Below are 23,165 nucleotides of genomic sequence, written 5' to 3' on the forward strand. Positions count from 1 at the left end.
GACGGGCCTGAGCATCCCCCCAGCTCAGGCCCGTTTTTCCTGGCCAGGAAAGGAGCATCGATGCGGATCCGGGTCGCCGGGCTCGTCGCCGCGCTGGTGGCCAGCGCGTTCGCCGCGGCCCCGCAGGCGACGGCCGAGCAGTTCCCGCGGTACAACGAGGTCTACGGCGTCGCGACGCACAACTCGTACTGGGTCAACCGGTCCGACAAGGCCGACTTCTTCGCCAGCGGCACCCAGGAGCTGCTGTCCGACCAGCTGCTGCACGAGCACATCCGCGGCCTGGAGCTGGACATCCACTCCGAGGGCGCGCCGGCCGGGCGCTGGAAGGTCTACCACACCTCGGATTCCGAGGACTTCACCTGCCGGTACCTCGACGACTGCCTGCAGCTGCTGCGCAACTTCCAGTACGCGGTGCCGCGGCACGAGGCCGTCAACATCATGATCGAGCTCAAGAACGTCGTGCCCCACACGGGTGCGACCTTCCCGGGTATCCCGGTCAACGCGCAGTTCAACGACACCCACACGATCGACCAGCTCGACGACACCCTCCGCCAGACGCTGGGCTCGTCGCTGTACACCCCGGCCGACTTCCTGTCCCGGTGCACCCCGGACAGCACAATGGTGTCCTGCATGGACTCCAAGGGCTGGCCGACCGTGGACCAGCTGCGCGGCAAGTTCATCGTCAACGTGATCGGCAACTGGAGCACCGGCGGGGCCGACTGGGTCCGGTACGCCACCACCGATCCGGCGCACCGGGCGGCTTTCCCGATGCAGTCGGTGTTCGAGGTCGACCCCACCTGCACGGCGAGCTGGCTCACGCCGTCACGTTCGGATGTCGCCGCGAACGGGACCCGGGTCTTCGGCCTGGACTCCGCCGGGCGTCCGACGGATCAGTTCTGCGTTCGTGACATCAGCGACTTCGACCCGTCGCCGCCGATCGACGCCGCCGCCCGGCAGGCGGCATTCCAGGCGTCGGTGTTCTGGCAGCTGGAGGACATCGGCCCGAACGGCTCCGCCAGGGCCGCGACCTTCCTGCAGCACAACGGGGTTGTCCGTGGCACCGACAGCTACGACTATCGCCCGGGCTGCGATGCCTACTCGTGGCAATGTCAGGACGGCCGGATCGATGCCGGGTACCAGTTCGTCCAGACCGACTACCCATGGCATTTCCTCGGGAACGCCGATGCGTCGCAACGGCTCCAGCGCCGCGATGGTGTGGCGGTCCGTGAGCCGGGTTCGAAGCTGTACGTCCACACTGGACCTTCACCGGCGTACTGGCCTTACGTGTACGACAACGCGCCTGCGACGTCCAAGCGGTGGCTGGAGACGACCGTGTCCACGACGCGGAATGGCGACACGTGGGGCAAGGAGACCAACTGGGGCGTGTTCGTCAAGGACGTGCTCAAGACCTGCCCGGCACCGGGTGTGGACAACCAGAGCAGCTGCACGAACTACGCCCGCCGCGCTCAGGACGGCGGCGACGGCAGCCTGCGGGCCGCGTCGGCGGACGGGTCGAGCTGGATCCAAATTGGACGGCAGAAGACCACCCAGCCGGGACCCAGTTTCTACCAGGAGAGCGTGGGTCTCTACATCAGGGCCGCCAGTCACGGCAAGATCATCCTCGACACCAAGCTGCTCGCTCCCCGCTACGGCCCGTGCCGTAGTGACCAGGATCCCAACTCCGACGGCGTTTCCTGGGTGTGCATCGGCAGCATGATCGCGATGTCGATTGACAACCGCGGCAACGGATCCACCGTGCGGGTGTACTCCGCGGGCCGGCTCACCACGACCGGAACCCCTGACTGGCACGAGATCGCGAACCAGGAGCTCGACACCCCGTTGACCACACAGGGTCTGAGCGCACTGGGCGATGTCCTCTACGCCGGGCTGCGGCGTGGAACCAACCTGTGGCCGGACGGGTCGATGCGCGAGATCACGGTGGCCGACCTGCCGGGTCGCGGAATCCCCGCTGGCGCAACGGTCACGGATCTGTCCGCGCCGTGACGATGGCCGAGCGGAGCCGCTCGATGGCGTGACTGCGGGCGCCGGTCATCGCGGGGTCGGTGACCTGCGCGGAGGTCACGGTGACCGGCCGTGGGGTCCGGGCCATGGCGGCGTCGATGTCCGGCGCCAGGCCCGGGCCCCATTCGCCACCGATCACGGCGATCTCTGGGTCCACGATAGACACTGCGGCCGTCAAAGCGCCCGCCACCGCACGGACAATGACGTTCTGGATGTCTGGGCCGGTGGCTCGCAGCGCGTCGACGTCGATCGCCGCGGTGCCCGGCCGGTGCAGGCCGAGAACCGCGAACACCTCGGTGAGCGGCATGGCGGTGCCGTCCGGTCCGGTGGTGAACACGTGGGCGATCTCGCCCGCCACGCCCCGATAGCCGCGCCGCACCTCACCGTCGCTGACCACCGCGAACCCCAATCCCTCGCCCAGATGCAAGTAGACGAAGTCGCGAATGCCTTGCGCGCAGCCCGATTCGTGTTCGGTGCGCGCGGACCAGTTGACGTCGTTGTCCACCAACACCTGGCCGTCGACGAAGGGCCGCAGCAGCGCCACCGGGTCGAGCGTGCCGACCAGGAATGGTGCGTCCGGCAGGTGCACGAGACCGCCGGTCCGGCGATCGACCGGATCCGCCGCGCTGACGACCGCGGTCCGCACGTTCCCGGCGGCGAGGTCGCGGCCCACCCGCACAACCGCCTCGGCGACACCGCTTTCCACCGCGGGACGGCCCACCGGCGCGGAGGCCGAGGCGACCACCGAGCCGAACGCGTCGACGAGTTCGCCGCGGACCCCGGTCGGGGCGATGGCAACGACCATCGCCACGCCGATGTCGTCCGCGAGCGTGTAGTAGGAACCCACCCCGCCGCGGCCGGTCGTGCGCTCGCCGGTGTCCACCAGCAGGCCCGCCTCGACCAGCCGCCGCACGCTCTCCGAGATCGTCGGCTTGGAGATGCCGGTCTCCGCGGCGACCTGGGCGCGGGTGGCCCGCCCGGACCGCATCAGCGCCCGCAGCACGTGCTCGTCGGTGATCGACCGGAGCAGGTCCAGGCTGGGTTTGAAGGACACGGGGGCATTCTAGTTAGGAGTCTTGCCTGGATCCGGCCGACTCGCTATCGTCGAACCAGTTAGGAGACCTTACTGAAGGAGTCCGGATGCCTGTCTGGCAGACCACGCCCACCGACCTGCCTGCGGCGATCCGCGAGGTCAAGGCCGCGTTGCGGGACCGGATCGAGTCGTCCGGCCGGAGCGTCGACGAGGTGTTCGCGGTCGTCTCGCGGCGGATCGCCGACCGGGTCGCCGAGATCGACGCGGACCCGGAGGTCTGGCCGGTGATCGAGTACGCCGACATCGAGAACGGCACGGTCACCCCGGCTCAGCTGGCCAAGCTCAAGCGGCGCGGCTGCCTGGTGGTCCGCGGCCACTTCCCCCGCGAACAGGCGCTGGCCTGGGACGCCGGGATCATGGACTACGTCGAGCGCAACCACTTCTTCGAGACCTACCGCGGTCCCGGCGACGACTTCTTCGGCACCGTCGACTCCAAGCCGGAGATCTACCCGATCTACTGGTCGCGGGCGCAGATGCAGGCGCGGCAGAGCGACCGGATGGCCCGCGTCCAGTCGTTCCTGAACTCCTTGTGGCGCAACGAGTCCGACGGCGTCCAGTGGTTCGACCCGGACCGCGGCGCGCTGTATCCCGACCGCATCCGCCGCCGTCCGCCCGGCACGAACTCCGGCGGCCTGGGCACCCACCTCGATCCCGGCACGCTCGACCTGTGGATGACCCGCGAGTACCAGACCGCGTTCCGCCACCTGTTCGACGGCAACGTCGAGGCCTACGACCCCTGGGACGCCGCCCACCGCACCACCGGCCCGCAGTACCCGGGATCGACGATGTGTTCGGCGTTCCGCACCTTCCAGGGCTGGACCGCACTGTCCGATATGGACCGTGACCAGGGCGTCCTGCACACCGTTCCGATCCCCGAAGCCATGGCGTTGCTGATGTTGCGCCCACTGCTCACCGACGTCCCCGACGACGACATGTGCGGCGTCACCGTCAACCAGGTCTTCCCGGCCACCGAGAAGTGGCACCCCGAGCTCCTCCGAGCCCTCACAGGCATTCCCGACATCCACGCGGGCGACTCCGTCTGGTGGCACTGCGACATGATCCACAGCGTCGCCCCCGTCACCGACCAACAAGGCTGGGGCAACGTCATGTACATCCCCGCCGCCCCTTGGTGTCCACGCAACGAACGCTATGCCCACCAGGTCCGCGACGCGTTCCGCACCGGCTCGAGCCCCTCCGACTTCCCGCCGGAGCATTACGAACGCGACTGGGCCGGCCGTTTTCCCGAGTCCGACCTCAACGACACCGGCCGCCGCGGCATGGGGATCTAGGTCGGCGGCGGCTCGATGTCGCACTCGACCCACCGGCCGTCCTGTGCGGCAGCGCAGGCCAATGTGTCGGGGTGGTCCTCGCCGCGGGTGGCCCGGGATCGCTCGAGCACGGACGCGGCCATGGCCAGCGCTTTGGCCTCTTCACCCAGTCTGGCTAGATCCACAGCCAGATTGTGGTCCGCGCACAACGTGTACGGGTGATCCGCGCCGAGAATCCCGGTCAGGGCGGCGGATGCGTCCTCGTCGCGGCGACGCGCACCGGCCACGTCACCGAACGCACGCAACACGGACGCGGAGTTGACCAGCACGGCCAACGTCATCGGGTGGTCCTCGCCGAAGATCCGCGTGCACCTGTCCAGCAGCTTGGGCATCTCCACGGTCGCCGCACCGAGATCACCCGACGCGAGCCAGGTGTTGATCAGTGAGATCCCGGCGGCCAGCGTGTACTCGTGGTGCTCGCCGAACCAGATCGACAGGTCGTCGCGGTTCTGCTGGGCGCGCGGGAGTGCTTCGCCGATCCGCCCCAGCTTGCGCAAGGCCATCACTTCGGTCCGCACGGCCAGCAGCACGCCGTGATGATGCGCACCGACGACCGTCTGATAGACCGGCAGAACCGCGCGGACCTCGCTCAATGTCTCGGCGTAGCGCCCCAATCCGTACAGGTCGCGCGCGAGGTTGCAGCGGGCGAACAGGGTTCGCGGGTCCGACGGGCCGCGGGCGTCCGTCCACTGCCGGACGATCTCGCTGTCGATCGCCCGAGCCTCGGCGAACCGGCCGAGCAGCCGGAGGGACACCGCGATGTTGTTGCGGATCGTGCGGATCTTGTCCTGGTCGTTGATGTCGTTGCGTTGCTGGCGGTGCAGGCTGGCCTCGTCGACGGTCAGCGCGTTGTCGTACCGGCCGAAGATGCGCAGATCGGCACCGCGGTTCTTGTCCAGATCCGCCGTGTAGTCCAGTTCCGGCCCGAACTCGGGGTGGTTGCCCAGGTGCTCCAACGCCTCCAGGGTGACCTGCCGGGCGGCCGAGTACCGGCCTTGCATGCGCATCGCGTTGCCCAGATGGTGCCGCGCCAACACGTACACGTGGTGGTCCGCCTCGGATGCGTTGGTGCCGTTGACCGAGCTGATCAGCTGGCGGCCGAGGTCCGCGCTCTGCTGGTAGTGGCCGATCCGGTAGAGGTAGCGGACCTGGTCGAGCACGACCCGGCGGGCCTCGAAGTCCTCGGCGTTGGCCAGGTCGGCGGCGATGATGTGCGGCCCCACTTCCGCGTAGTGGCCCCAGAACCGGGAGTCGTCGGGCTCGCCCGGGTTGGCAGCGGCCAGGATCGCCTGCACGTTCGCGCGCCCGCGGGCCAGCCTGGTCTCGCCGAGCCAGTCCTGCAGAACTCGCTGGAAGACGGCGTGCACGCCGATCCGCTCCGGTTCGCCCTCGATCAACACCACCAGCCCGTGCCGGCGCAGATCGCGCACGGCCTGGTTGAGCGTGGGCGCATGCCGCAGGGCTTCGCGCAGCGTGGCCGTGACCGCGCCCTGCCTGCCACTGCGCAACAACGTGAGCGACAGCGGCTCGGCGCCCAGCCAGGCGAACAACTCCAGCAACTGCGCGGCGGCCGGAGCGGACTCGGCCAGCCGGGTGAACGCGACATGGAGGAACCCGGGCACGGTCGCCGGATAGCCGGCCGCCTTGGTCCGGTCGTCGTCCAGGATCGCGTGCAGCTGCTTGTCGAGGTCGTCGAGGTAGCTGGCGACCGGGACGCCGGTCGCCAGGTGCCAGGCGACCTGTTCCACCGCAAGGGGAAGGTCACCGAGCCGGGCGGCCACGCGCTCCGCGTCCGACCTGGTCACGTCGGCCCGGTCGGCCAGCAGCCGGACGCTTTCGGCCCGGTCGAACACCCCGACCTCAAGCACCGAGCCATGATCGGCCCAGTCCGGGTCGCGCGAGGTGAGCAGGACCCGGCCGGACCCGAGGTCCCGCAACGAGGGCATCGAGCCGGGGGACCCGGCGTCGTCGAACACCAGCAGCCAGCGCAGCGAACTGCGGGCCAGCGCGGCCACCACCTGCCGGGGCGGGTGCTGGGCGTCCTCGCTGCGCGGCAGACCCAGCCGGTTGCCCAGCAGCGCAAGGGAAGTACGCAGCTGCGACGGGTTCTCCGCGGGCACCCACCAGACCAGGTCGTACTGGTCGCGATAGCGGTGCAGGTACTCGATGGCCAACTGGGTCTTGCCCACCCCGCCGATCCCGGTGACCGTCACGACCGGCGCGCCGGTGCGCAGCACCTCATGAATGGTCCGGACCAGGTGTTCGCGGCCGACGAACCAGACGTTGCGCGGCGGCAGCTCACCGGACAGGTCCATCGACGGCGACGGCAGGGAACGGGTTTCCTGCGGTTGCGTGGTCTCCGCCGTGCCGGGGGAGACCGCGGCCAGCCAGAGCTGGTGGAACCGCTCGACCTCCGCCTCCACGTCCGGGGCGTGCACGCTCTTGCCCGCCATGTACCGCACGACACACTCGAACTTCGACCAGCCGGGCACACTCTCCCCACGGAGCATCTGGCCGACGGTCTCGTGGCTCACCGTGTCGGGCATGCCGGGGCGGTGGCGCACAGCGATGCTGATCATCCGCATGCTCGGGATCCCGGCATCGCGGTAGAGGTCGTGCAGGGCGTGGACGAGGTCACGCACCGGGCCAGGCGCCAGGCCTTCCGGTCTCGGAACGCCAGGTGCCATGGTCACGTCCAAACGCGGGACATGTCAGATACCGTCAAATTATGTCAGGCGGTTGTGCGGCCGACAACGCCTGACAGCAACTTACGTCAAGAATCGTCCGGGGCTGTCGCGGTACGGCCGCCCGCGCCGGGCGGGAAGTGACAATTGTTGGCGTGGGCAGCGGGAGGACCTTACCGAAAAGCGGCGAACTGCGTTATGGACTCGTGGTCGCCGTTGACATCGAGGGTTTCAGCAAGATGGGAATCCTCGACCAGGCGAGCGCGCAGGCACAGCTCGGCGTGCTGATGGAGCAGGCGGCGGCCGGTGCCGGGCTGTCCCGGTCGGGCTGGTACGTCCAGCCCCGTGGCGACGGCGAACTCGCTGTACTGCCAACGGATACCGATGTGGCCTGGGTGGTGGCGCGCTACACCCAGCTGCTGGCAGACGGTCTGCGCGATCTGCGCTCGAACGCCTTGGCGCAGCCTCATTTCCGGCTGCGCGTCGCGATGCACCACGGTCCCCTCGCGGGCGGCGAGCTCGGCCCGGTCGGCGACGCCCCGATCGTGGCCTGCCGGTTGCTGGACTCCTCGCCGGTGAAGCAAGCACTGGCCGGTAACGATTCCACGGATCTCGTTCTGGTCATCTCCCGGCAGTTGTTCACCGACATCGTGCTCACCGGGTTCCACGGTCTGTCACCCGGCCGGTTCCGCGCCATTCGTGCCAAGATCAAGGGGAGGACATACTGGGGGTATGTCTGCCAAGGCTCACCCATTGGTGTGACGGACACACCTCATGGTGACCGAGACCGTGATGTTCTCATCGTGGCCGACTAGATTTGAACTGAACTCATCCGGTCAGGTGTACGTAACTTCCATGTACGCAACTGAAGATTACTAGTAGCTTCCTATCCGAAGCGCCGGGCCTCGCCTGAACGGGTAGGCGGCATGGTGGCATCGGTCCACGGGCGAGGTGTGTGGTGACGGGCGAGACCGGGCGGACGGAGCCGTCGGTGGTTCCGCGTCGAGGGCTGTCCATCGGTGACAAACGGCGCCTGATGGACGCGGTCAACTCCGTGCCCGCGCTGACCGACTCCTACCAGCGCCAGCAGGTTCTCCAGCAGCTGCACGAGGAGTACGGCGACGCGTTCGACCCGGCCGCGCTCGGCGCGCAGAACAACAACTGGGTCATCGTCGACCAGTGCATCCGGCTGGGTGCCATGCCGGAGCTGGTCAGCGTGCTCAAGTTCGTCGGCGCCGAGACGCCCCAGTGGCGGCGGCTGGAGACGCTGGTGGCGGAGCTGTTCCAGGGCGAGGTGGACGACCGGCTCGAAGAGCAGGTCTCCGGGCTTCTTGATCTTGTGCCCCGGGAGGCCGTCGAGATCGCCTTGCGGCATGATTCGTTCACGCCTTACCGCTCGCTGTCGCCGGCCGATCCCGGAACGGCGACAGACACCTACCAGTGGCTCCGCGCACAGCCGGACCCACTGGCCGTGATCCACTTCCTCGAGGTGGTCGGCCACCACCTCGAGCGGGACGCGGCCGTGGAACTGCACCGCCTGACAGATGACCTTGCCCAGCGGCTCGGGCTGACCGCGCAGGTGCGCCGGCTCTGTAAGTCGCTTCAGACGGCCTCGACGACCCCGCCTGGTCCGGCGGCCGAGGCGCAAGCAGAAGGTTCCGCCCATGCCGAAACCGAAGGGGGCGACGTGAGCGCGCCCGATGTCCGGAGCGACGAGTCCGCGCGCGCTCTACGAGTACGTCCCCGCGTGTGGGGCGGGGTCCCGCCGCGCAACAGCAACTTCACCGGTCGCGCCGACCTGCTCGGGCACATCCACGAATCGCTGCACCGGCATTCCCAGTCCACGCTGGTCCCGCAGCCGCTGCACGGCCTCGGCGGGATCGGCAAGAGCCAGCTGGCCGTCGAGTACGCCCACCGCAACCAGTACGACTACGAGCTGGTCTGGTGGATCCAGGGCGATGACGAGCAGTCGATCCGGCGCTCGCTGTCCTCGCTCGCGCGACGGCTCGGCACGGCGGAGAGCGAGGACGTCCAGGAGATCGTGGACGGCGTGCTGGACGCGCTGCGGCTGGGCGCACCGCACGAGAAGTGGCTGCTGATCTACGACAACGCCCCGGAACCGTCGGTGGTGCAACGGTATCTGCCCAGCGGCCCCGGGCATGTGCTGGTGACCTCGCGCAGCCGCAGCTGGTCGGGGATGCCCAACGCGATCGAGATCGACGTGTTCGCCCCCGAGGAGAGCGTCGAGCTGCTCGCCAAGCGCTGGCCGGAGCTCACCGAGGAGGAGGCGCTGACCCTGGCCGAGCAGCTGGGGCACCTGCCGCTCGCCCTCGAACAGGCCATCGCCGTGCACGAACAGACCGGCATGCCGCTCGCGGACTACCTGCGGGCGTTGGAGAAGAGCCCTCGGGTCATCATGGACGAGGGCGCGCCGGCCAACTACCCGCGCTCGGTGGCCGCCGCACTGGAGCTGGCCTACAAGAGCGTCCAGGAAAGCTCACCGGCCGCCGCCGCGCTGCTGAAGCTGTGCACTTTCCTTTCCTCGCAGCCGATTTCCATCCCCCTGCTGTCCAGGGGCCGCAACGCCCTGCCGGTCGCGGAGCTCAAGGACGACATCCTGCTGCGCCGCGCGGTGCGCGACCTCGGCCGGTTCGCGCTGATCCAGCTGGACGTCGGGCGCGACTTCATCCGGATCCACGCCCTGATCCGGGCCGTGCTGCGGGACAACATCCCGACCGAGGAACGCACCGCGCTGCAGCAGTCCGCGCACGCGTTGCTGGCCGGCGCCAACCCGCGGGACCCGGACGAGTCGGCCACCTGGACCCAGCATGCCCAGATCGCCCCGCACGTGGTGCCCTCCGGGCTGATCTACTCGCTGGAGCAGGACGTGCGGCAGGTGGTGCTGGACCAGATCCGGTACCTGTTCGCGATCGGCGACTACCAGGGCAGTGTCGACCTTGGACAGTCCACAGTGGCCTCATGGCGGGCCGGGTGCGGCCCGGACGACGTGCTGACCCTGGTGGCCACCCGGCACGTGGCCAACGCACTGCGCATGCTCGGCCGGTACCACGAGGCCAAGCGGCTCAACCAGGCGACGCTGGAGCGGATGAACGCCTCGCCGGAGCTGGGCCCGGACCACGAGCACACGTTGGAGACGGCCAACCTGCTGGCGGCGGACCTGCGGCTGGCCGGTGAGCTGCACGCGGCGTTCCGGCTCGACGAGCAGACCCTGGAGTCCTACCGCTCGCTGCTCGGTGAGCGGGACCCCAACACGCTGCGCGCCATGACGAACCTGGCGGTCGACCACCGCATCCTCGGCGACTTCCGCACCGCACTGCGGCTCGACCAGGCCAACGTCGACATCCGCCGGGACATGTTCGGCGACGACCACCCCAGGACCCTGATCTCCTACAACTGCCTGATCCGGGACCTCTACGGGCTGGGCCAGTTCCACAGCGCCCTCGAGCTCGCGCAGCAGAAGATGCCGGTGTACGAGCAGAAGCTGCCGAAGAACCACAACTACGTGCTGGTGGCGAAGCGCAACCTGGCGATCCTGCTGCGCAAGGCCGGGCATCACGAGGCCGCGCTGGAGGCCAGCGTGAAGCTGCTGGACAACTGCCGCCGGAAGTTCGGCAGGCACCACGAGCACACGCTGTCCGCGATGCTGACGTTGAGCAACGCCTACCGGGTGACCGGGAACCTGGCGAAGGCGCTGGAGCATGGCCAAAGCGCGCTCACCGCCTACCGTGAGGTGCTCGGGCAGTCGCACCCGTTCACCCACGCCTGTCAGGTCAACGTCGCCATCGTGCTGCGGTTGCTCGGCCGCAACCCCGAGGCGGCCGCGCTGACCGACGAGGCGCTGGCCGCGTTGACCCTTTCGCTCGGTGACAGCCATCCGCACACGCTGTGCGCCGCGCACACCAAGGCGAACAACCTGGCCACGGACGGGCGCCTGCAGGAGGCGATCGATCTCGGCCGGCAGACCCTGGAACGGTCCCGCCTGGTCCGCGGCGAACACCATGTGAACACGCTGACCTGTGCCGCGAACCTGTCGCTGGACCTGGAGAAGCTGGGCGAGCTGAGGGAGGCCAACCGGTTGCGCCGGGAGACCCTCGACCAGCTCGGCGTGCAGCTGGGCACCGACCACCCGGAGACCATGAACGCGGGCGTCTACCGCCGGATGGAGTCCGATGTGGAGGTTCCGGTGATGTAGCGAGACACCATGTCCCGCAACGGCAGGTACCGCCGATCGTCCCTCGCCGCCCGGACCAGTTCGGGCCGGACGGCGAGGGGCGATCGGTCCGGGTCCGCGCAGAGCCTGGCATGGGCGACCGACAAGGACGCCCAACCCGTCTCGTCCGTTGTTCCCGCGGCGATGTCAGCCAGCCGCTCGGCCTGCACCTTCCGGTAATCGCCTGCCAGCAAGGCAAGATCGCCCGGGTTCGCGCCCGGGCAGTGTGCGGCGAACGCGACCGGGTCGGCGGCCAGGCCGGTGAGCGTCGCCGGGTCCTCGACCCATTCGGTGGCCAGCCGGAACAACGGGCTGTCGCCGCCCGGTGCCGACTCCGCGGTCGTGTGGTAGAGCGGATCGCCCTGCGGCGCAACGGTTTCCCCGCGTTCCCAGGCGTCGGCCACGGCGGCGACCTCGGCGGGGTCGGGCTCGGCGTACCGCAACCGCCAGAGCGCCAGGTGATGCGCGGTCAGGTCGCCGGCCAGCCTGCGGATGTCAGCGCTGAGGCCGGTTTCCGGCAGGCGGTCGATCTGTTCGCCGACTGCTTCGGCCAACGCCGTCCCGGCCGGGGTGAGCGCGCTCGCGGTCGCCAGGATCCGGCGCGCGATCCACAGTTGCCTGAGGGTTCTGGCGTACATCAGCTCGGCCGCTCGACCCGCTCCCGGCCACTCGCGGCTCCAGAAGTCCGCGACCCCAAGGAAAGCGTAGGTTCCGTGCAGCAGCCCCGGCAGGCCCCTCGGGTCGTTGCGCCACGGTGAGTAGACCCGCGGTCCGGTCTCCATCTGGTGCACGGGAACCAGATCGTGCAGGGCACTGAGCCGGAAGTGCTGGATCTCGTGGACCAGGGTGGCGGCGAACCGTTGCGGGCCGGCCGGCTCGGTCAGCGCCACGGCGCCGGGCGCCTGCGCGGAACTGGCACTCACCCCGGCGAACCGGCCTTGCTGGTCGACCGGGACCAGGCACTGGAGCGCGGACGTCACGGCTGCCAGCCGGTCCGGGTGCCGTTCGGCCAGCACCGCCAGGGCGCCGTCCAGGTGCCGCCGCCAGCGGTCGATCTCCGGTCCAGGCACCTGGTAGCGCACCGGAAGACCGAAACAGGTCCAGTACGCGTCGGCGTCGTCGACGTACACGGTGACAGCGTCTGTCTCAAGGGCGCGGACCGGTTGCCAGTCCAAGGGTTTCGCGCCATCCAGCCGCACCGGATCGCCGGGTGCGGCCCGGGCCAGAGCCCACGGCCCCCCACTGTCTACTGTGGCCAGTCCCAGGGTGGGGAGGCTCACCTTGCCCGTGCGTACCGGGACCAGCACATCGATGTCCACTCCGGACCGGACGGCCGCCGCGAGCGCGATGGATCCGAGGTGTGCCAGGTGGATCCACAATGGCGTCCGGGACGGGGAACCGGCCAGCCGATGCAGGCACCGCGCGGCCCACGCCCCGGCCTGCGGACCGCTCAACAAGCCGGCGACCACGTCCGGGGCGCGCCGCTGGATCGCCGCCAGGGCCGCGAAACTCTCCCGCAGACCGGCGATCTGCGCGTCCTCGGGAGCGTCCTGCCCGGCCAGGTCGAGGATCGCGCGCAGCTGCACCAGCCGCTTGCTCAGCTGACCGCCGCGCAACAAATCCGTCTCCGCGCGGGAACCCGCTCCGCTCATCGACTCGACCAGCCCGCTGGGCAGGGTGTGGGTGGTGGTCAACGGCCGGCTCCGGCGAGGACGTCGGCCCGGACCCGGGCGGCGATGTGGCGGATCAGCCGTTGCAGGTCCGGGCAGTACACCGAGGGGTTGCCGAACCCGGTGTCCTCCCGGAACCGGTGCGGGTAGTCGCCGCCACCGCACACCCGCACCAGGGGACACCGCTGGCATTCGCCCGCGAGCGCGCCGATCCCTTGCTGCCGCGCCGCTACGGCCGGATGGCGGAGCACTTCGTCGACCGGATGGCCGAACACGGTCAGTCCGGTCTCCGGTTCCCCGGCCCGGGCCGACTTGAGCGAGTCGTCCTGCTGGTAGGACCCGTCGGTGTCGATCACGAGGTACGCGACCGGGCTCGCGCCCACCTGCTCGGTCCGGCTTCGCCCACCCAGCACCAGGTTGATGATCTCCTGGAACAGCCGGACGTTGGTCTCCTGGCTGCGCACGCCGTACCACCGGTCGAACACCGCGATCAGCCAGTCCGCGTAAGGCGTGCGCGGGTCACCGGCCGCGCGGCGTGGCGGCGGCGCGGACCAGTTCCCGTGCGGCAGCAGGAAGTCCACAATCGGCGGATCGAGGGCGAGCAGCGCCTCATAGGTCTGGACCGGGTCACTGTCCACGTCGACCACGCACAACAGCCCGGCGTAGTTCGCCCGGTCGAGCAACCGGATCGCCCGCACCACCGCGGCGTGGCTGCCCTGTCCGTTGGGCAGGAAGCGATGCAGGTCGTGCTGGGCCTGGCCGCCGTCCAGGCTGACCCCGACCCGCATGTCGTGCCGGGCGAACAGGTCGCGGAACGACTCGTCCAGCAGCACGCCGTTCGTCTGGATCCGCAGATCCAGACCAGTGACCCCGCCCAGCTCCCGGCGCAGGATCGACGCGATCTCGTCGAGCAGGCCGACCCCGGCGAGCAGCGGTTCCCCGCCGTGCAGGACAACCGTTGTCACCGGCTGGCGGTGTTCGGCGGCGTGCTCGGCGATGCGCCGTGCCGCGGTGAGAGCGGTCTCCGGGGCGATCAGGACCGGACGGGACCGCCAGCTCTGGTCGGCCATCGTGTACACGTAGCAGTAGTCGCAGGCCAGGTTGCACCGGCTGGCGACTTTCAGCACGTAGTCCGTGATCGGCACCATTCCCGGGTCAGATGTTCGACTCGAACCCGGACACCACGGTCCCGGTGGTGCTCCGGCTCTCGGCCAGCACCCGCCGGATCGAATGGGCCAGTGGCGCGTCACCCAGCGAAGGCAGCGCTTCGAGCAGCAGACCGGTGAGATCGACCAGGTCGCTCTCCGGCGCGGCCGCGGAGTCGTCCACTTTCAACCCCCTCGCCCTAGGGCCAATCGGAACTCTCCTAGACCATACTTCCTGGCGAGCCGGTTTCCCACGTCTCAGCGCAGCACGAAATCCGGACGGCGAAGGCTGCGGGTGCGGCGCAGGAAGACGATGGTGGTGTCCGGCCAGAGCAGGGTGTTGTGGCCGGTGCGGGGGTCCTGGTACCAGCTGCGGCAGCCGCCGGACTGCCAGACGGTGGCGGCCATCCGGTCGCGGACCCAGCCGGTGAAGCGGGCCTGGGTCTCCGGGCGGACCTCGATGGACCGGGCGCGTGTGCGGCGGACGTGGTGGATGCGGTCCACGAGGTGGCGGGCCTGGGCCTCGATCATCGCCGCGAGGGGCGTCGAGGCCGATCTCGGCCGGGATCCCCAGTTGCCCGAAAGTGGTGCTTTCGGCGTGCTTTCGCCGTGTGGGAGACCGAACCGGACTTGTGCGCGCGGTGCTCACCGAGACCAGGACCAAGCTGCCCGCGGTCGAGGTCGCCATCGGGAACCAGGACCAGGGATTGGTCTAGACAAACAGGTGCCGGGGTGTGCTACGTTCCCGGCATGCGCTCACGTTCGGTATTCGCCGCGATCGCTTCCGTGTTGGTGCTCGGGCTGGGGACGGTCGCACAGGCGGATACCGTCCAGCGGGGCTGTGAATGCGCGACGCCGTCGATCGACCGTTTGCAGCAGTGGCTGGCCAGCGGCGAAGGCACGACCGTCCCGGCGACCGGGAGCCTGCTCGTCCGTGAGGGCAACAGGTACGCGGCCAAGGTGACGTTCCTGAACGCCGAGTGGCATGTGGCGGTCGTCTGGCTGGGCAACAAGTTCGAGGCGCAGGCGGATCTGTCGCGGTCGTCGGGGTTCTGGATGACCTACAGCGCCACCGCAGACCTCTACGTCCAGCTTCGCCCGGCGTCGCACTGGAGCGGTGGGGACAAATGGCTGACGCTGGTGCCGTCCACCGGCGGCAAGATGGTCCGGAAGTTCTTCAGCTTCTCGCCGAGGAAATGGACGTCGCTGCCTGAGCTGGGCACGCCGACGTACTCGTTCGCTTCCGCGCTTCCCGAGGCCCGTGGCCTGGTGTTCGTCGGCAAGACCGCGAACAAGCTGGAGTTCCGCGGCCTGGAGATCGACGGGTACCGGCCGCCCTGCCTCTGAGCACCCGAGCAACCCCCTTCCGCGCTGTACGTCTGGAGTTTGTAGAGACCAAGACGAACGCAAGGGGGAGAAGGAAATGGGTGCCAGGTTCATCAAGCTCGTCACCGCCGGCATCGCACTCGGTGCGGGGACGCTGCTTTCGGCCTGTACCAGCCAGAACGCGAGCGCACCGCCGCCCGCGACCAGCACGGTGACCACGCCCGCGCAGGTACCGCAGCTGCCGGCGAGAACGCCTTCCGGGGACGCCGTCGACGCGAGCAACTCGTCCACAGTGGACAAGTCAGAGGCCCGCTTCCCGGACACCACCCAGACCGTGTGGCTGACCGGCTATGACGCCAAAGTGGACATGGTCCAGTTCAAGCTGACCAAGTGGCAGCCGGGCGGCCCCAACAACGGGCACTACGTCGATGTCCCTGGTGACACGGGCGTACACCGGTTGCCGCTGGCCTCGAACGTGACCGTGCTGAGCGTGGGGACCCTCTGCCTGTCGAACGAGATGTCCGCCGACAGCAAGGGCAACGGGACCGCGCCGTGCTCCAAGGACGTCCTGCTGAAGTCGCTCAAGGACGGCATCATGCTCGTCGCCGAGATCAAGGTGGACGGTACCGACCACATCGCCAAGGTCAGCGAGCGGTACACGCCCTGAGTTGACGGTTCGGTCTAGACGACTTAGTCTAGTGAGGTCCGTTGGCCTTGCGACGCCGTCGTCTGGAGTTGTCCATGCCGCGCCTGGTTGTCACGTCCTTTGGGGACCCGCTGGAGTCGGTCGAGCTGCTCGATGATCCCGGGCTTGCGGTGGGACCGGACGAGGTGCTGGTCGAGATGCAGGCGGCGGTGCTGAACGCGTCGGACCTGCTGCTGGTCCGCGGCTTCTACGGGGTGCGACCCGAACTGCCCTCGCCGCTCGGCGGTGAGGGTGTCGGCCGGGTGGTGGAATGCGGCAGCGAGGTCCCGCCGGAGCTGACCGGCCGCCGAGTGATGATCATGCCCACGTACGAACAAGGTACGTGGGCGGATCGCGTTGTCGTCAAGCAGCGCAACGTGGTCCCGGTCAGCGAGGACGGCGATCTGCTGCAGCAGGCCATGCTCGCGGTCAACCCGGCGACCGCGGACGTGATGCTGCGCCTCGAACCGCTGAAGCCGGGGGACTGGATCGCCCAGAACGCGGCCAATTCCGCAGTGGGCCAGTACGTGATCGCGTTGGCCAAACGACAGGGCCTGCACACGCTCAACATCGTCCGCCGGCCCGAGGCCGCCGACGTGGTGACCGCCGCGGGCGGCGATGTCGTGCTGCTCGAGGATGACGACGAGCTTCGCAAGAAGATCGCGACGGCGCTGGGCAAGGACAAGCTGAGCCTGCTGCTGGACGCCGCCGGTGGTCCGGCGCTGTCCCGGGTCGCGAACTTCCTCAAGCCTGGCAGCAAAGTCGTGACGTACGCGGGCATCCCCAGCCGCAATCCCGCTGTCCTGGCGGTGGACCTGATCTTCAAGCGGATCAGCGTGACCGGTTTCTGGCTGATGCACTGGATGCGCGAGGCGCCGCGGGCCGAGATCGACGAGATGTACGACCGGCTGGGCGCTCTGGTCGCGTCCGGCGAGCTGCGGGTGCCGATCGAGGCGACCTACCGGCTGGCCGGCTACCGCGACGCGTTCCGGCACGCGATGGCCGGCAAGACCGCCGGGAAGATCCTGTTCACCTTCGGCTGATCGGAGAATCCGCCATGTCCGGCAAGGTAAAGCTCGACCTCGACGGGTCACTCGCGGTGATCACCCTGGCCGACCCGCCACTGAACCTGGTGGGCGAGGAGTTGATCGAGCAGTTCGCCGCCGTCGTTGACGAGGCGTTGTCCGGCCCGGCCAGGGCTGTCCTGCTGCGGGCCGACGGCTCGTACTTCTCCGGCGGCGCCAACGTGCGGATGTTCCACGGCACGACGTCGGCTCAGGCACGCAGCTGGTTCCGGCGCATGATTCCCGTTGTGCAGCAACTGGAAGACGCGCCGATACCCACAGTCGCCGCTGTGCAAGGACTTTGCCTCGCCGGTGGCTTGGAACTGGCGCTGGCCTGTGACCTGATCATCGCCGCCGAGGGAACCCAGCTGGGGCAGACCGAAGCGAGCATCGGGACGTCGACGTTGCTGGGCGGGGCGCAACGCCTTGCGCAGCGGGCGGGAGTGGCGCGGGCGCGGAGCATCTGCTTCAGCGCGGCCCTGTACGACGCGGCGAAGTTCGCCGAGTGGGGCATTGTGGACCAGGTCGTACCCACCGACCAGTTCGACGAGCACACGTTGACATTCGCCCGGAACCTCGCCGAGGGGCCGACTCGGGCGCATGCCGCCGCCAAGGCGTTGATCCGGATCACCGCGACCAGCGGAGTCCGCGCGGCGGACGCGTTCCTGCTCGATCACGTCGTGGATCTGTTCGACACCATGGACATGCAGTCCGGGGTCGCGGCCCTGATGGAGCACGGTGCCCGCACGTTCCGCGAGCACACCAAGTTCGTCGGCGCCTAGCCGCCCGCCACCACCAGCCGCAAGGTCGCCGCCGTCGAGTCCAGGGCTCCCTGGTCTCGGGCGGCGAGCGCGATCACGAACACACCCTGGATCAGCGTCAGCACCGAGTCCGCGATCTGCTCGACGCTGATATCCGTGCGGATATCACCCGCCTGCTGCAAGCGTTCGACGAGCCGGCGCTTCCAGTCGTCGATGTACCCGGCCAACGCCTTGCGGAACACCGGCGACCCCGCGGCGGTCTCAGTGGCGAGCTTGCCCAGCAGGCACGCGCGCATGTACTTGGACCGCACGAACCGGGTCGCCATGTCCTGGAAGTAGCCGACGATCGCGTCCGCGGTGCTCAGATCGTCCCGGTTGGCCCACTGGTCCAGCAACTCGTGCTGGAACTGCATGTACCGCTCCAGCGCGGCCAGCGCGAACGCCTCCTTGGACCCGAAGTGGTGGTAGAACGACCCCTTCGGGATGCCGGTCTCGGCCAGGATCTTGTCCACAGTGGTCCCATGAAAGCCGTTGGCGTACAACAGCTTGGTTCCTTCGCGGAGCAGGCGCTCCCGGTGCGGCAGCGTGGCCTGAGCGTTCATGTTCCCAGGATACCCCCTCGTTAGACGAATCGGTCTAGTCGGCACTGTCGAGTACCGGTTCGGTAACCGTGCGGTCAACCGAGACCTGGCCGCGACGCGCGCTCGCCACGCTGGGTGGATGACACGGGGGCATCTTTGGGCTTGGGGTTTGTTCGCAATCGTGGCCGCGCTCACTTGGTGGGATCCGCCGTGGCCCGTTGAGCAGGCTCTGCACAGTTCGCTGACTGTGGTCGCTCTGGTGGCGTTGGGCTGGGTTCACCGTCGGTATGGGCTGCCGTTGCGCGTGTGGGTGTGGGCGCTGGTGTTCCTTGGGGTGCACACCATCGCGGCTCGGTGGATGTACTCGTACGTGCCTTATGACGAGTGGACGCAGGCATTGTTCGGGTTCCGGCTGTCGGATGTGTTCGGGTGGCACCGGAACCACTTCGATCGGCTGGTGCATTTCACCTATGGCTTGTGTCTCACGATGATGCTGCGGTGGAAGCCGTTGCGGTCCCTGGAGGTGGTGCTGGCCACCAGTGCGGCGTATGAACTGCTCGAATGGGGCGTGGCGATGACGCTCGCGCCCGACATGGTGGAGGCGTACAACGGGCAGCAGGGGGATGTGTGGGATGCGCAGAAGGACATGACACTTGCCCTGGTCGGGGCGGTGGTCGCGGTCGTGGTTCAGGCGATCGGCAGGCGGCGGCGGGCATCGGTTGTTAGCCTCTCGGAATCAGGGAGGTCACCGTGGGGCTGACAGGTCGTTTGCTGGGCGTTGTGCTGGTGCTGGGCGGGGTGGTCGCTTGCGATCCGAAGCCGCCACCACCTGCCGCGCCGCCTCCTGTGGACAGTCCGGCTCAGCCGGTGTACTCGTACGCCACGGGGTCGGGGTTGCGGGTGATGCGTGGAGCGTCACAGGTCGCGCAGGTACCGGCCGAGGTGGTCAGTGATGGGGAGTGGGCCGCCGACGGGTCACGGTTCGTGGCGGCGACCTCGACGGAGCTGGTGTCCGTGGACGCCAAGAGTGGGGCTGTGGCTAGGGCTGCGTGTAAGTGCACGAGTATCGCGGTGGCGGCGGGCAGGGTTTTCGCTGGCAACTATGGGGATCAGGAGGTCGCGGTCTTTGACGCGGCCACTTTGCGGCCTGGGCCCAAGGTTCCGCTTGATCACAAGATGAGCCGGGTGGATGGCGCTGGGGATCGGGTGGTGCTGTTCCTGATCACGGCGACGGGCGCGAGGGATGAGACCGATGTGGTCGTTCTTGATCCGGCGAATGGGTCTCGGACGAAGGTGGGTAGCGCGATTGGCGTGGTGGATGCGGCTTTCACTCCGCGGAACTGGCAGGGGAGACAGGCTTTCGCGTACGCCGTGAACGGGTCCACTGGTGCCTCGACTGGGGTGGCGTCGGTGTACTGGTTCGATCCGACCACATCTGGGCAGCAGGTGGAGACCGACGACAAACCCTTGCGCGCCACGTCTCCTGAGGTGGCCGCGGACGCCTGGAACAGCGGGCGCGACCATTTGTGGTGGGCGGCGGACGGCAGTCTGCATGTCACGGCTTGGACGTGGACCTGCACCAGTTCTGATCCATTGCGTCCGAATGACAGGTGTGCCGAGAAGGTGCCGCACACTCCTTGGAAGTTCGATGGGTCCGCGTGGAGTCAGGTCGACTCACGGAAGTACGAGTCGGTACGTGACATCGGTGGCGGCTCCACGGTCGAGCACTCCGTGCAGAGCAACGGTAAGGGGAGTCCGCTCGGTCTGGTGGAGAAGGGGCAGCGGACCGTGCTGGATCGCGATGTCCGCAACGTGTGGACACCTCCGCAGCGTTCTGCCGCACCACCGAACACCGGCGACCAGGACATGGCCGTCCGGCTGGCGCCGATGGTGTGGCTGCATCCGGACGAGCCGGACTTCCCGATGTCCACAGTGGACTTTGTGCACAAGTCAGCACTGTGGTTCGACCACGGTGCGAACGTTTGCCGCGACGGGGACCCCGTGGCCACCCAGCTCGATGAGACCAAACTCGGACGCGGTGAGTACAAGCACACGTCGGTGGTCACGCCCGGCGAGGACGGCTTCTGCCTGCACGACGAGGGTGGCAAGAAGGTCCAGACGGACCAGCCGGTCGGCCAGGGCACGGGCTGGTACCTCGATATCGACGACAACGCCTTGCACGGCGACAAACCTGGCGCCGACCGTCAGGTGAACGCGCCGGTGTACTGGCAGTACCTCGACGGCGGGGACGGTCGGCGCGGCGCCTATCTGTACTGGTTCTTCTACGGCAATGACACGTATCCGCCCGGCAGCCATGAGGGCGACTGGGAGCGCATTGCCGTGCAGGTGACCGATGGGAAGCCGACTGGGGTCGCGTTCTGGAAGCATGAGGCGCCCGCGTGCCGGCTCGACTGGGGCAACCTTGAGACCGCCGATGGCCATCCCGTGGTGTTCTCCGCCAAGGGCGGGCATGGTTCCTATGGGCGCGAGAGCACGTACTCGGTCTACGACGGCACCCAGTGGGGCACGGACGAGACTGGCAAGGGCTTCGCCTGGAATACCTCTCGTGACGTTGTGAGCGTCAAAGAGCAGCCGTGGTACACCTACCACGGTCATTGGGGCAAACGCACCGCCTTCGACCTCACCTCCGGCAAAACCGGTCCCATCGACAAACACAACCTCGAAACGGCGTTCACCGACACCAAGTGCAGCCCCGGCCTCCCACCAGGGTTCGCGCGCACCTGGAACTCCACCCAACCGGTGACCGACCCGGCCCACCCCAAGGAATACCGAGTTCACGTCGAACTGACGCCCACCAAGCTGATCGAGCAGCGCGCCAACGTGTTCTATCCCGGCTTCGGCTGCGATGGCCAGTGGGAACTCACCGACTCCACCCCGGACAAGGCCACCTTCCGCGAGACCCGCCGCCCCTCCACAGACGTCCGCTGTGTCGGTACCGCGACCGTCGAGCTGACGAAAACCCCCACCGGCCTCCACTACACCCGCACGGACGACAACCAATCGGTTGTGGCGACAGCAGAATTGAGCCCCGAATAGCGTGCCCCGCACTTGCGTGTCAATTGTCCGCCTGCGTTGTTTCCTCTGTCCAGGGCAATGTGAACCGCTCTACTGCAACTAGCCCGTAGAACAACACGACGCTGATCACTCCCAGCAGAACCATGGCGGCAAATGCCAGAGAGGTGTCAGCGGCGGCGCCCGACTGCACGATGACGTAGCCCAGGCCCGCGCTGGCGCCGACGAACTCGGCGATGACGGCGCCGATGACCGCCAGGGAGATGGCGACCTTGAGGCCCACGAAGATCTGAGGCAGTGCCCACCGCAACCGCAACTTGAAGAACTCCTGCCGCCGCGAACAAGCCAGTGACCGCAGCAACTCCACCAACTCGGTGGGTGTCGACTTCATCCCCGAGGCCGTGGAGATCACGACGGGGAAGAAGCACACCAGCAGCACCAGGATCACCTTGGGCAGCTGGCCGAATCCCAGCCACACCACGAGGATCGGCGCGATGGCGATCTTCGGTACCGCGTTCACGGCCAGCAGCAGCGGGTAGATCATGCGTTCGAGGATGGTCGACCACACGATCAACAGCGCCACCGGCACGCCGACCACGATCGACAAGGCGAAGCCTTGGACGGTTTCGGTTACGGTGACCCAGGTCTGCTCCCACAGGAACGCCTGCTGGCCCTGGTAGGTCTCGAATACGTCCTGGGGGCTGGGGAGAAGGAACTTGGGGATGGCGAACACGATCGTGGCCAGCCACCACAGGGCGATGACGGCCATGATTCCCAGGAGCGGCAACAGGATCCGGTTCACCCGTGCACGCCCCTGAACAACTCGTGCAGCTCATCGGCGACCTTGGCGACCTCGACGCCCGGGACCCGCGGCCGAGGAACCGAAACGTCCACGATCGACCGGACCCGGCCGGGGCGGGGGCTGAGCACGACGACCCGGTCGGCCAGCAGCACCGCCTCGTCGATGGAGTGCGTGACGAACACGACCGTGGTCTCGAGTTCGCGATGAACCCGTTGCAGCTCCTCGGAAAGCTCGGTGCGGGTGAGGGCGTCCAATGCCGAGAACGGCTCGTCCATGAGCATCACCGTGGGGCTCTGGATCAGCGACCGGCACAACGACACCCGTTGCCGCATGCCGCCGGACAGCTCCCGCGGCAGCCGCTTCTCGAATCCCTTCATGCCAACGAGATCCAGGAGTTCGATGGCGTGGTTCTTGTAGCTGCGTTGGTCCAGACCGAAGATCTCGATCGGGAGCAACACGTTGGCCAGCACCGACCGCCATGGCAGCAACGCCGGTTGCTGGAACATGAACGACACGTCCCGGCGTGGCCCGGTCACCGGGACGCCGTCCACGAGAACGGATCCCGCGGATGGTGGCAGGAGGCCCGCGATCAGCCTCAGCAGTGTTGACTTCCCGCAACCGGAGCGGCCGATCAACGTCACGAACTCATTGGTGTCAACGGTGAGATCGATCCCGTCCAAGGCGACGAGAGGGTCGGCCCGCCGCCTGCCGTCGAACACCTTGGTCACGCCCGAAAGTTC

Annotated in this window: 19 protein-coding genes; 10 read left to right on the forward strand and 9 right to left on the reverse strand. The window is 68.2% G+C overall.

What is annotated here, in order from left to right; genetic code table 11:
* The first annotated feature begins 60 nt into the window (after positions 1-60).
* On the forward strand, positions 61-2,004 hold the full coding sequence (locus tag AB0J95_RS31120) for a Ca2+-dependent phosphoinositide-specific phospholipase C (protein ID WP_364765695.1): 1,944 nt from the start codon (positions 61-63) through the stop codon (positions 2,002-2,004).
* On the opposite strand, the gene AB0J95_RS31125 is transcribed toward AB0J95_RS31120, so the two are convergent.
* Positions 1,982-3,076, reverse strand: coding sequence for an ROK family transcriptional regulator (locus AB0J95_RS31125; protein WP_364765698.1), 1,095 nt, complete (start codon positions 3,074-3,076; stop codon positions 1,982-1,984). The genes AB0J95_RS31120 and AB0J95_RS31125 overlap by 23 nt on opposite strands.
* An 86-nt stretch (positions 3,077-3,162) precedes the next feature.
* On the opposite strand from AB0J95_RS31125, the gene AB0J95_RS31130 reads away from it, so the two are divergent.
* Positions 3,163-4,404 (forward strand): DUF1479 domain-containing protein, encoded by a 1,242-nt coding sequence (locus tag AB0J95_RS31130; RefSeq protein WP_364765701.1) that lies wholly within the window; start codon positions 3,163-3,165, stop codon positions 4,402-4,404.
* Here AB0J95_RS31130 and fxsT (AB0J95_RS31135) read toward each other — a convergent pair.
* A complete protein-coding gene (gene fxsT / locus AB0J95_RS31135) occupies positions 4,401-7,085 on the reverse strand; it encodes an FxSxx-COOH system tetratricopeptide repeat protein (RefSeq protein WP_364765704.1) in 2,685 nt (894 codons plus the stop codon). The two genes, AB0J95_RS31130 and fxsT (AB0J95_RS31135), sit on opposite strands and share 4 nt — an antisense overlap.
* Before the next feature lie 197 nt (positions 7,086-7,282).
* Between fxsT (AB0J95_RS31135) and AB0J95_RS31140 the strand changes: the two genes are divergently transcribed.
* Positions 7,283-7,942, forward strand: a complete 660-nt coding sequence (locus tag AB0J95_RS31140; RefSeq protein WP_364765707.1) for a hypothetical protein — start codon at positions 7,283-7,285, stop codon at positions 7,940-7,942.
* A 176-nt stretch (positions 7,943-8,118) separates the two neighbouring features.
* A complete protein-coding gene (fxsT, locus tag AB0J95_RS31145; protein WP_364765710.1) occupies positions 8,119-11,340 on the forward strand; it encodes an FxSxx-COOH system tetratricopeptide repeat protein in 3,222 nt (1,073 codons plus the stop codon).
* Here fxsT (AB0J95_RS31145) and AB0J95_RS31150 read toward each other — a convergent pair.
* The 4 genes from AB0J95_RS31150 to AB0J95_RS31165 all read right to left on the reverse strand — a co-directional run bounded on the left by AB0J95_RS31150 (position 11,298) and on the right by AB0J95_RS31165 (position 14,704).
* The gene (locus AB0J95_RS31150) at positions 11,298-13,052 is read right to left on the reverse strand and encodes an HEXXH motif domain-containing protein (protein ID WP_364765713.1); all 1,755 of its coding nucleotides are present in this window, start codon (positions 13,050-13,052) and stop codon (positions 11,298-11,300) included. The genes fxsT (AB0J95_RS31145) and AB0J95_RS31150 overlap by 43 nt on opposite strands.
* A complete protein-coding gene (locus tag AB0J95_RS31155) occupies positions 13,049-14,176 on the reverse strand; it encodes an FxsB family cyclophane-forming radical SAM/SPASM peptide maturase (RefSeq protein ID WP_364765716.1) in 1,128 nt (375 codons plus the stop codon). Before AB0J95_RS31155 ends, AB0J95_RS31150 begins: the two co-directional genes overlap by 4 nt.
* Before the next feature lie 7 nt (positions 14,177-14,183).
* Entirely contained in the window at positions 14,184-14,357 is a 174-nt protein-coding gene (gene fxsA / locus AB0J95_RS31160; protein ID WP_364765719.1) for an FxSxx-COOH cyclophane-containing RiPP peptide, read from the reverse strand.
* A gap of 74 nt (positions 14,358-14,431) precedes the next feature.
* Positions 14,432-14,704 (reverse strand): hypothetical protein, encoded by a 273-nt coding sequence (locus AB0J95_RS31165; RefSeq protein ID WP_364765722.1) that lies wholly within the window; start codon positions 14,702-14,704, stop codon positions 14,432-14,434.
* A 219-nt stretch (positions 14,705-14,923) separates the two neighbouring features.
* Here AB0J95_RS31165 and AB0J95_RS31170 point away from each other — a divergent pair, with 219 nt between their 5' ends.
* From AB0J95_RS31170 to AB0J95_RS31185, 4 genes are all read left to right on the forward strand, one after another.
* Positions 14,924-15,520 (forward strand): hypothetical protein, encoded by a 597-nt coding sequence (locus AB0J95_RS31170; protein WP_364765725.1) that lies wholly within the window; start codon positions 14,924-14,926, stop codon positions 15,518-15,520.
* A gap of 76 nt (positions 15,521-15,596) precedes the next feature.
* Positions 15,597-16,166 carry a hypothetical protein gene (locus AB0J95_RS31175; protein ID WP_364765728.1) on the forward strand — a complete coding sequence of 190 codons (570 nt, stop codon included), beginning with the start codon at positions 15,597-15,599 and terminating at the stop codon, positions 16,164-16,166.
* 74 nt (positions 16,167-16,240) lie between these two features.
* The gene (locus tag AB0J95_RS31180; RefSeq protein ID WP_364765731.1) at positions 16,241-17,227 is read left to right on the forward strand and encodes a zinc-dependent alcohol dehydrogenase family protein; all 987 of its coding nucleotides are present in this window, start codon (positions 16,241-16,243) and stop codon (positions 17,225-17,227) included.
* Between the two features lie 14 nt (positions 17,228-17,241).
* Positions 17,242-18,030, forward strand: coding sequence for an enoyl-CoA hydratase/isomerase family protein (locus tag AB0J95_RS31185; protein ID WP_364765734.1), 789 nt, complete (start codon positions 17,242-17,244; stop codon positions 18,028-18,030).
* Here AB0J95_RS31185 and AB0J95_RS31190 read toward each other — a convergent pair.
* The gene (locus AB0J95_RS31190; RefSeq protein ID WP_364765737.1) at positions 18,027-18,611 is read right to left on the reverse strand and encodes a TetR/AcrR family transcriptional regulator; all 585 of its coding nucleotides are present in this window, start codon (positions 18,609-18,611) and stop codon (positions 18,027-18,029) included. The two genes, AB0J95_RS31185 and AB0J95_RS31190, sit on opposite strands and share 4 nt — an antisense overlap.
* A 160-nt stretch (positions 18,612-18,771) precedes the next feature.
* Between AB0J95_RS31190 and AB0J95_RS31195 the strand changes: the two genes are divergently transcribed.
* Both AB0J95_RS31195 and AB0J95_RS31200 read left to right on the forward strand, forming a co-directional pair.
* Entirely contained in the window at positions 18,772-19,350 is a 579-nt protein-coding gene (locus tag AB0J95_RS31195; protein ID WP_364765740.1) for a DUF2238 domain-containing protein, read from the forward strand.
* On the forward strand, positions 19,341-21,647 hold the full coding sequence (locus AB0J95_RS31200) for a hypothetical protein (RefSeq protein WP_364765743.1): 2,307 nt from the start codon (positions 19,341-19,343) through the stop codon (positions 21,645-21,647). The genes AB0J95_RS31195 and AB0J95_RS31200 overlap by 10 nt, the downstream gene beginning before the upstream one ends.
* A gap of 19 nt (positions 21,648-21,666) precedes the next feature.
* On the opposite strand, the gene AB0J95_RS31205 is transcribed toward AB0J95_RS31200, so the two are convergent.
* Together AB0J95_RS31205 and AB0J95_RS31210 are read right to left on the reverse strand one after the other, a co-directional pair.
* Positions 21,667-22,425 (reverse strand): ABC transporter permease, encoded by a 759-nt coding sequence (locus AB0J95_RS31205; protein WP_364765746.1) that lies wholly within the window; start codon positions 22,423-22,425, stop codon positions 21,667-21,669.
* Complete coding sequence (locus AB0J95_RS31210) at positions 22,422-23,153, reverse strand: ABC transporter ATP-binding protein (protein ID WP_364765749.1); 732 nt, start codon at positions 23,151-23,153, stop codon at positions 22,422-22,424. The genes AB0J95_RS31205 and AB0J95_RS31210 overlap by 4 nt, the downstream gene beginning before the upstream one ends.
* Positions 23,154-23,165 lie beyond the last annotated feature (12 nt).

It is taken from the genome of Actinocrispum sp. NPDC049592 (genome assembly GCF_040675465.1).
Taxonomy (GTDB): domain Bacteria; phylum Actinomycetota; class Actinomycetes; order Mycobacteriales; family Pseudonocardiaceae; genus Kibdelosporangium.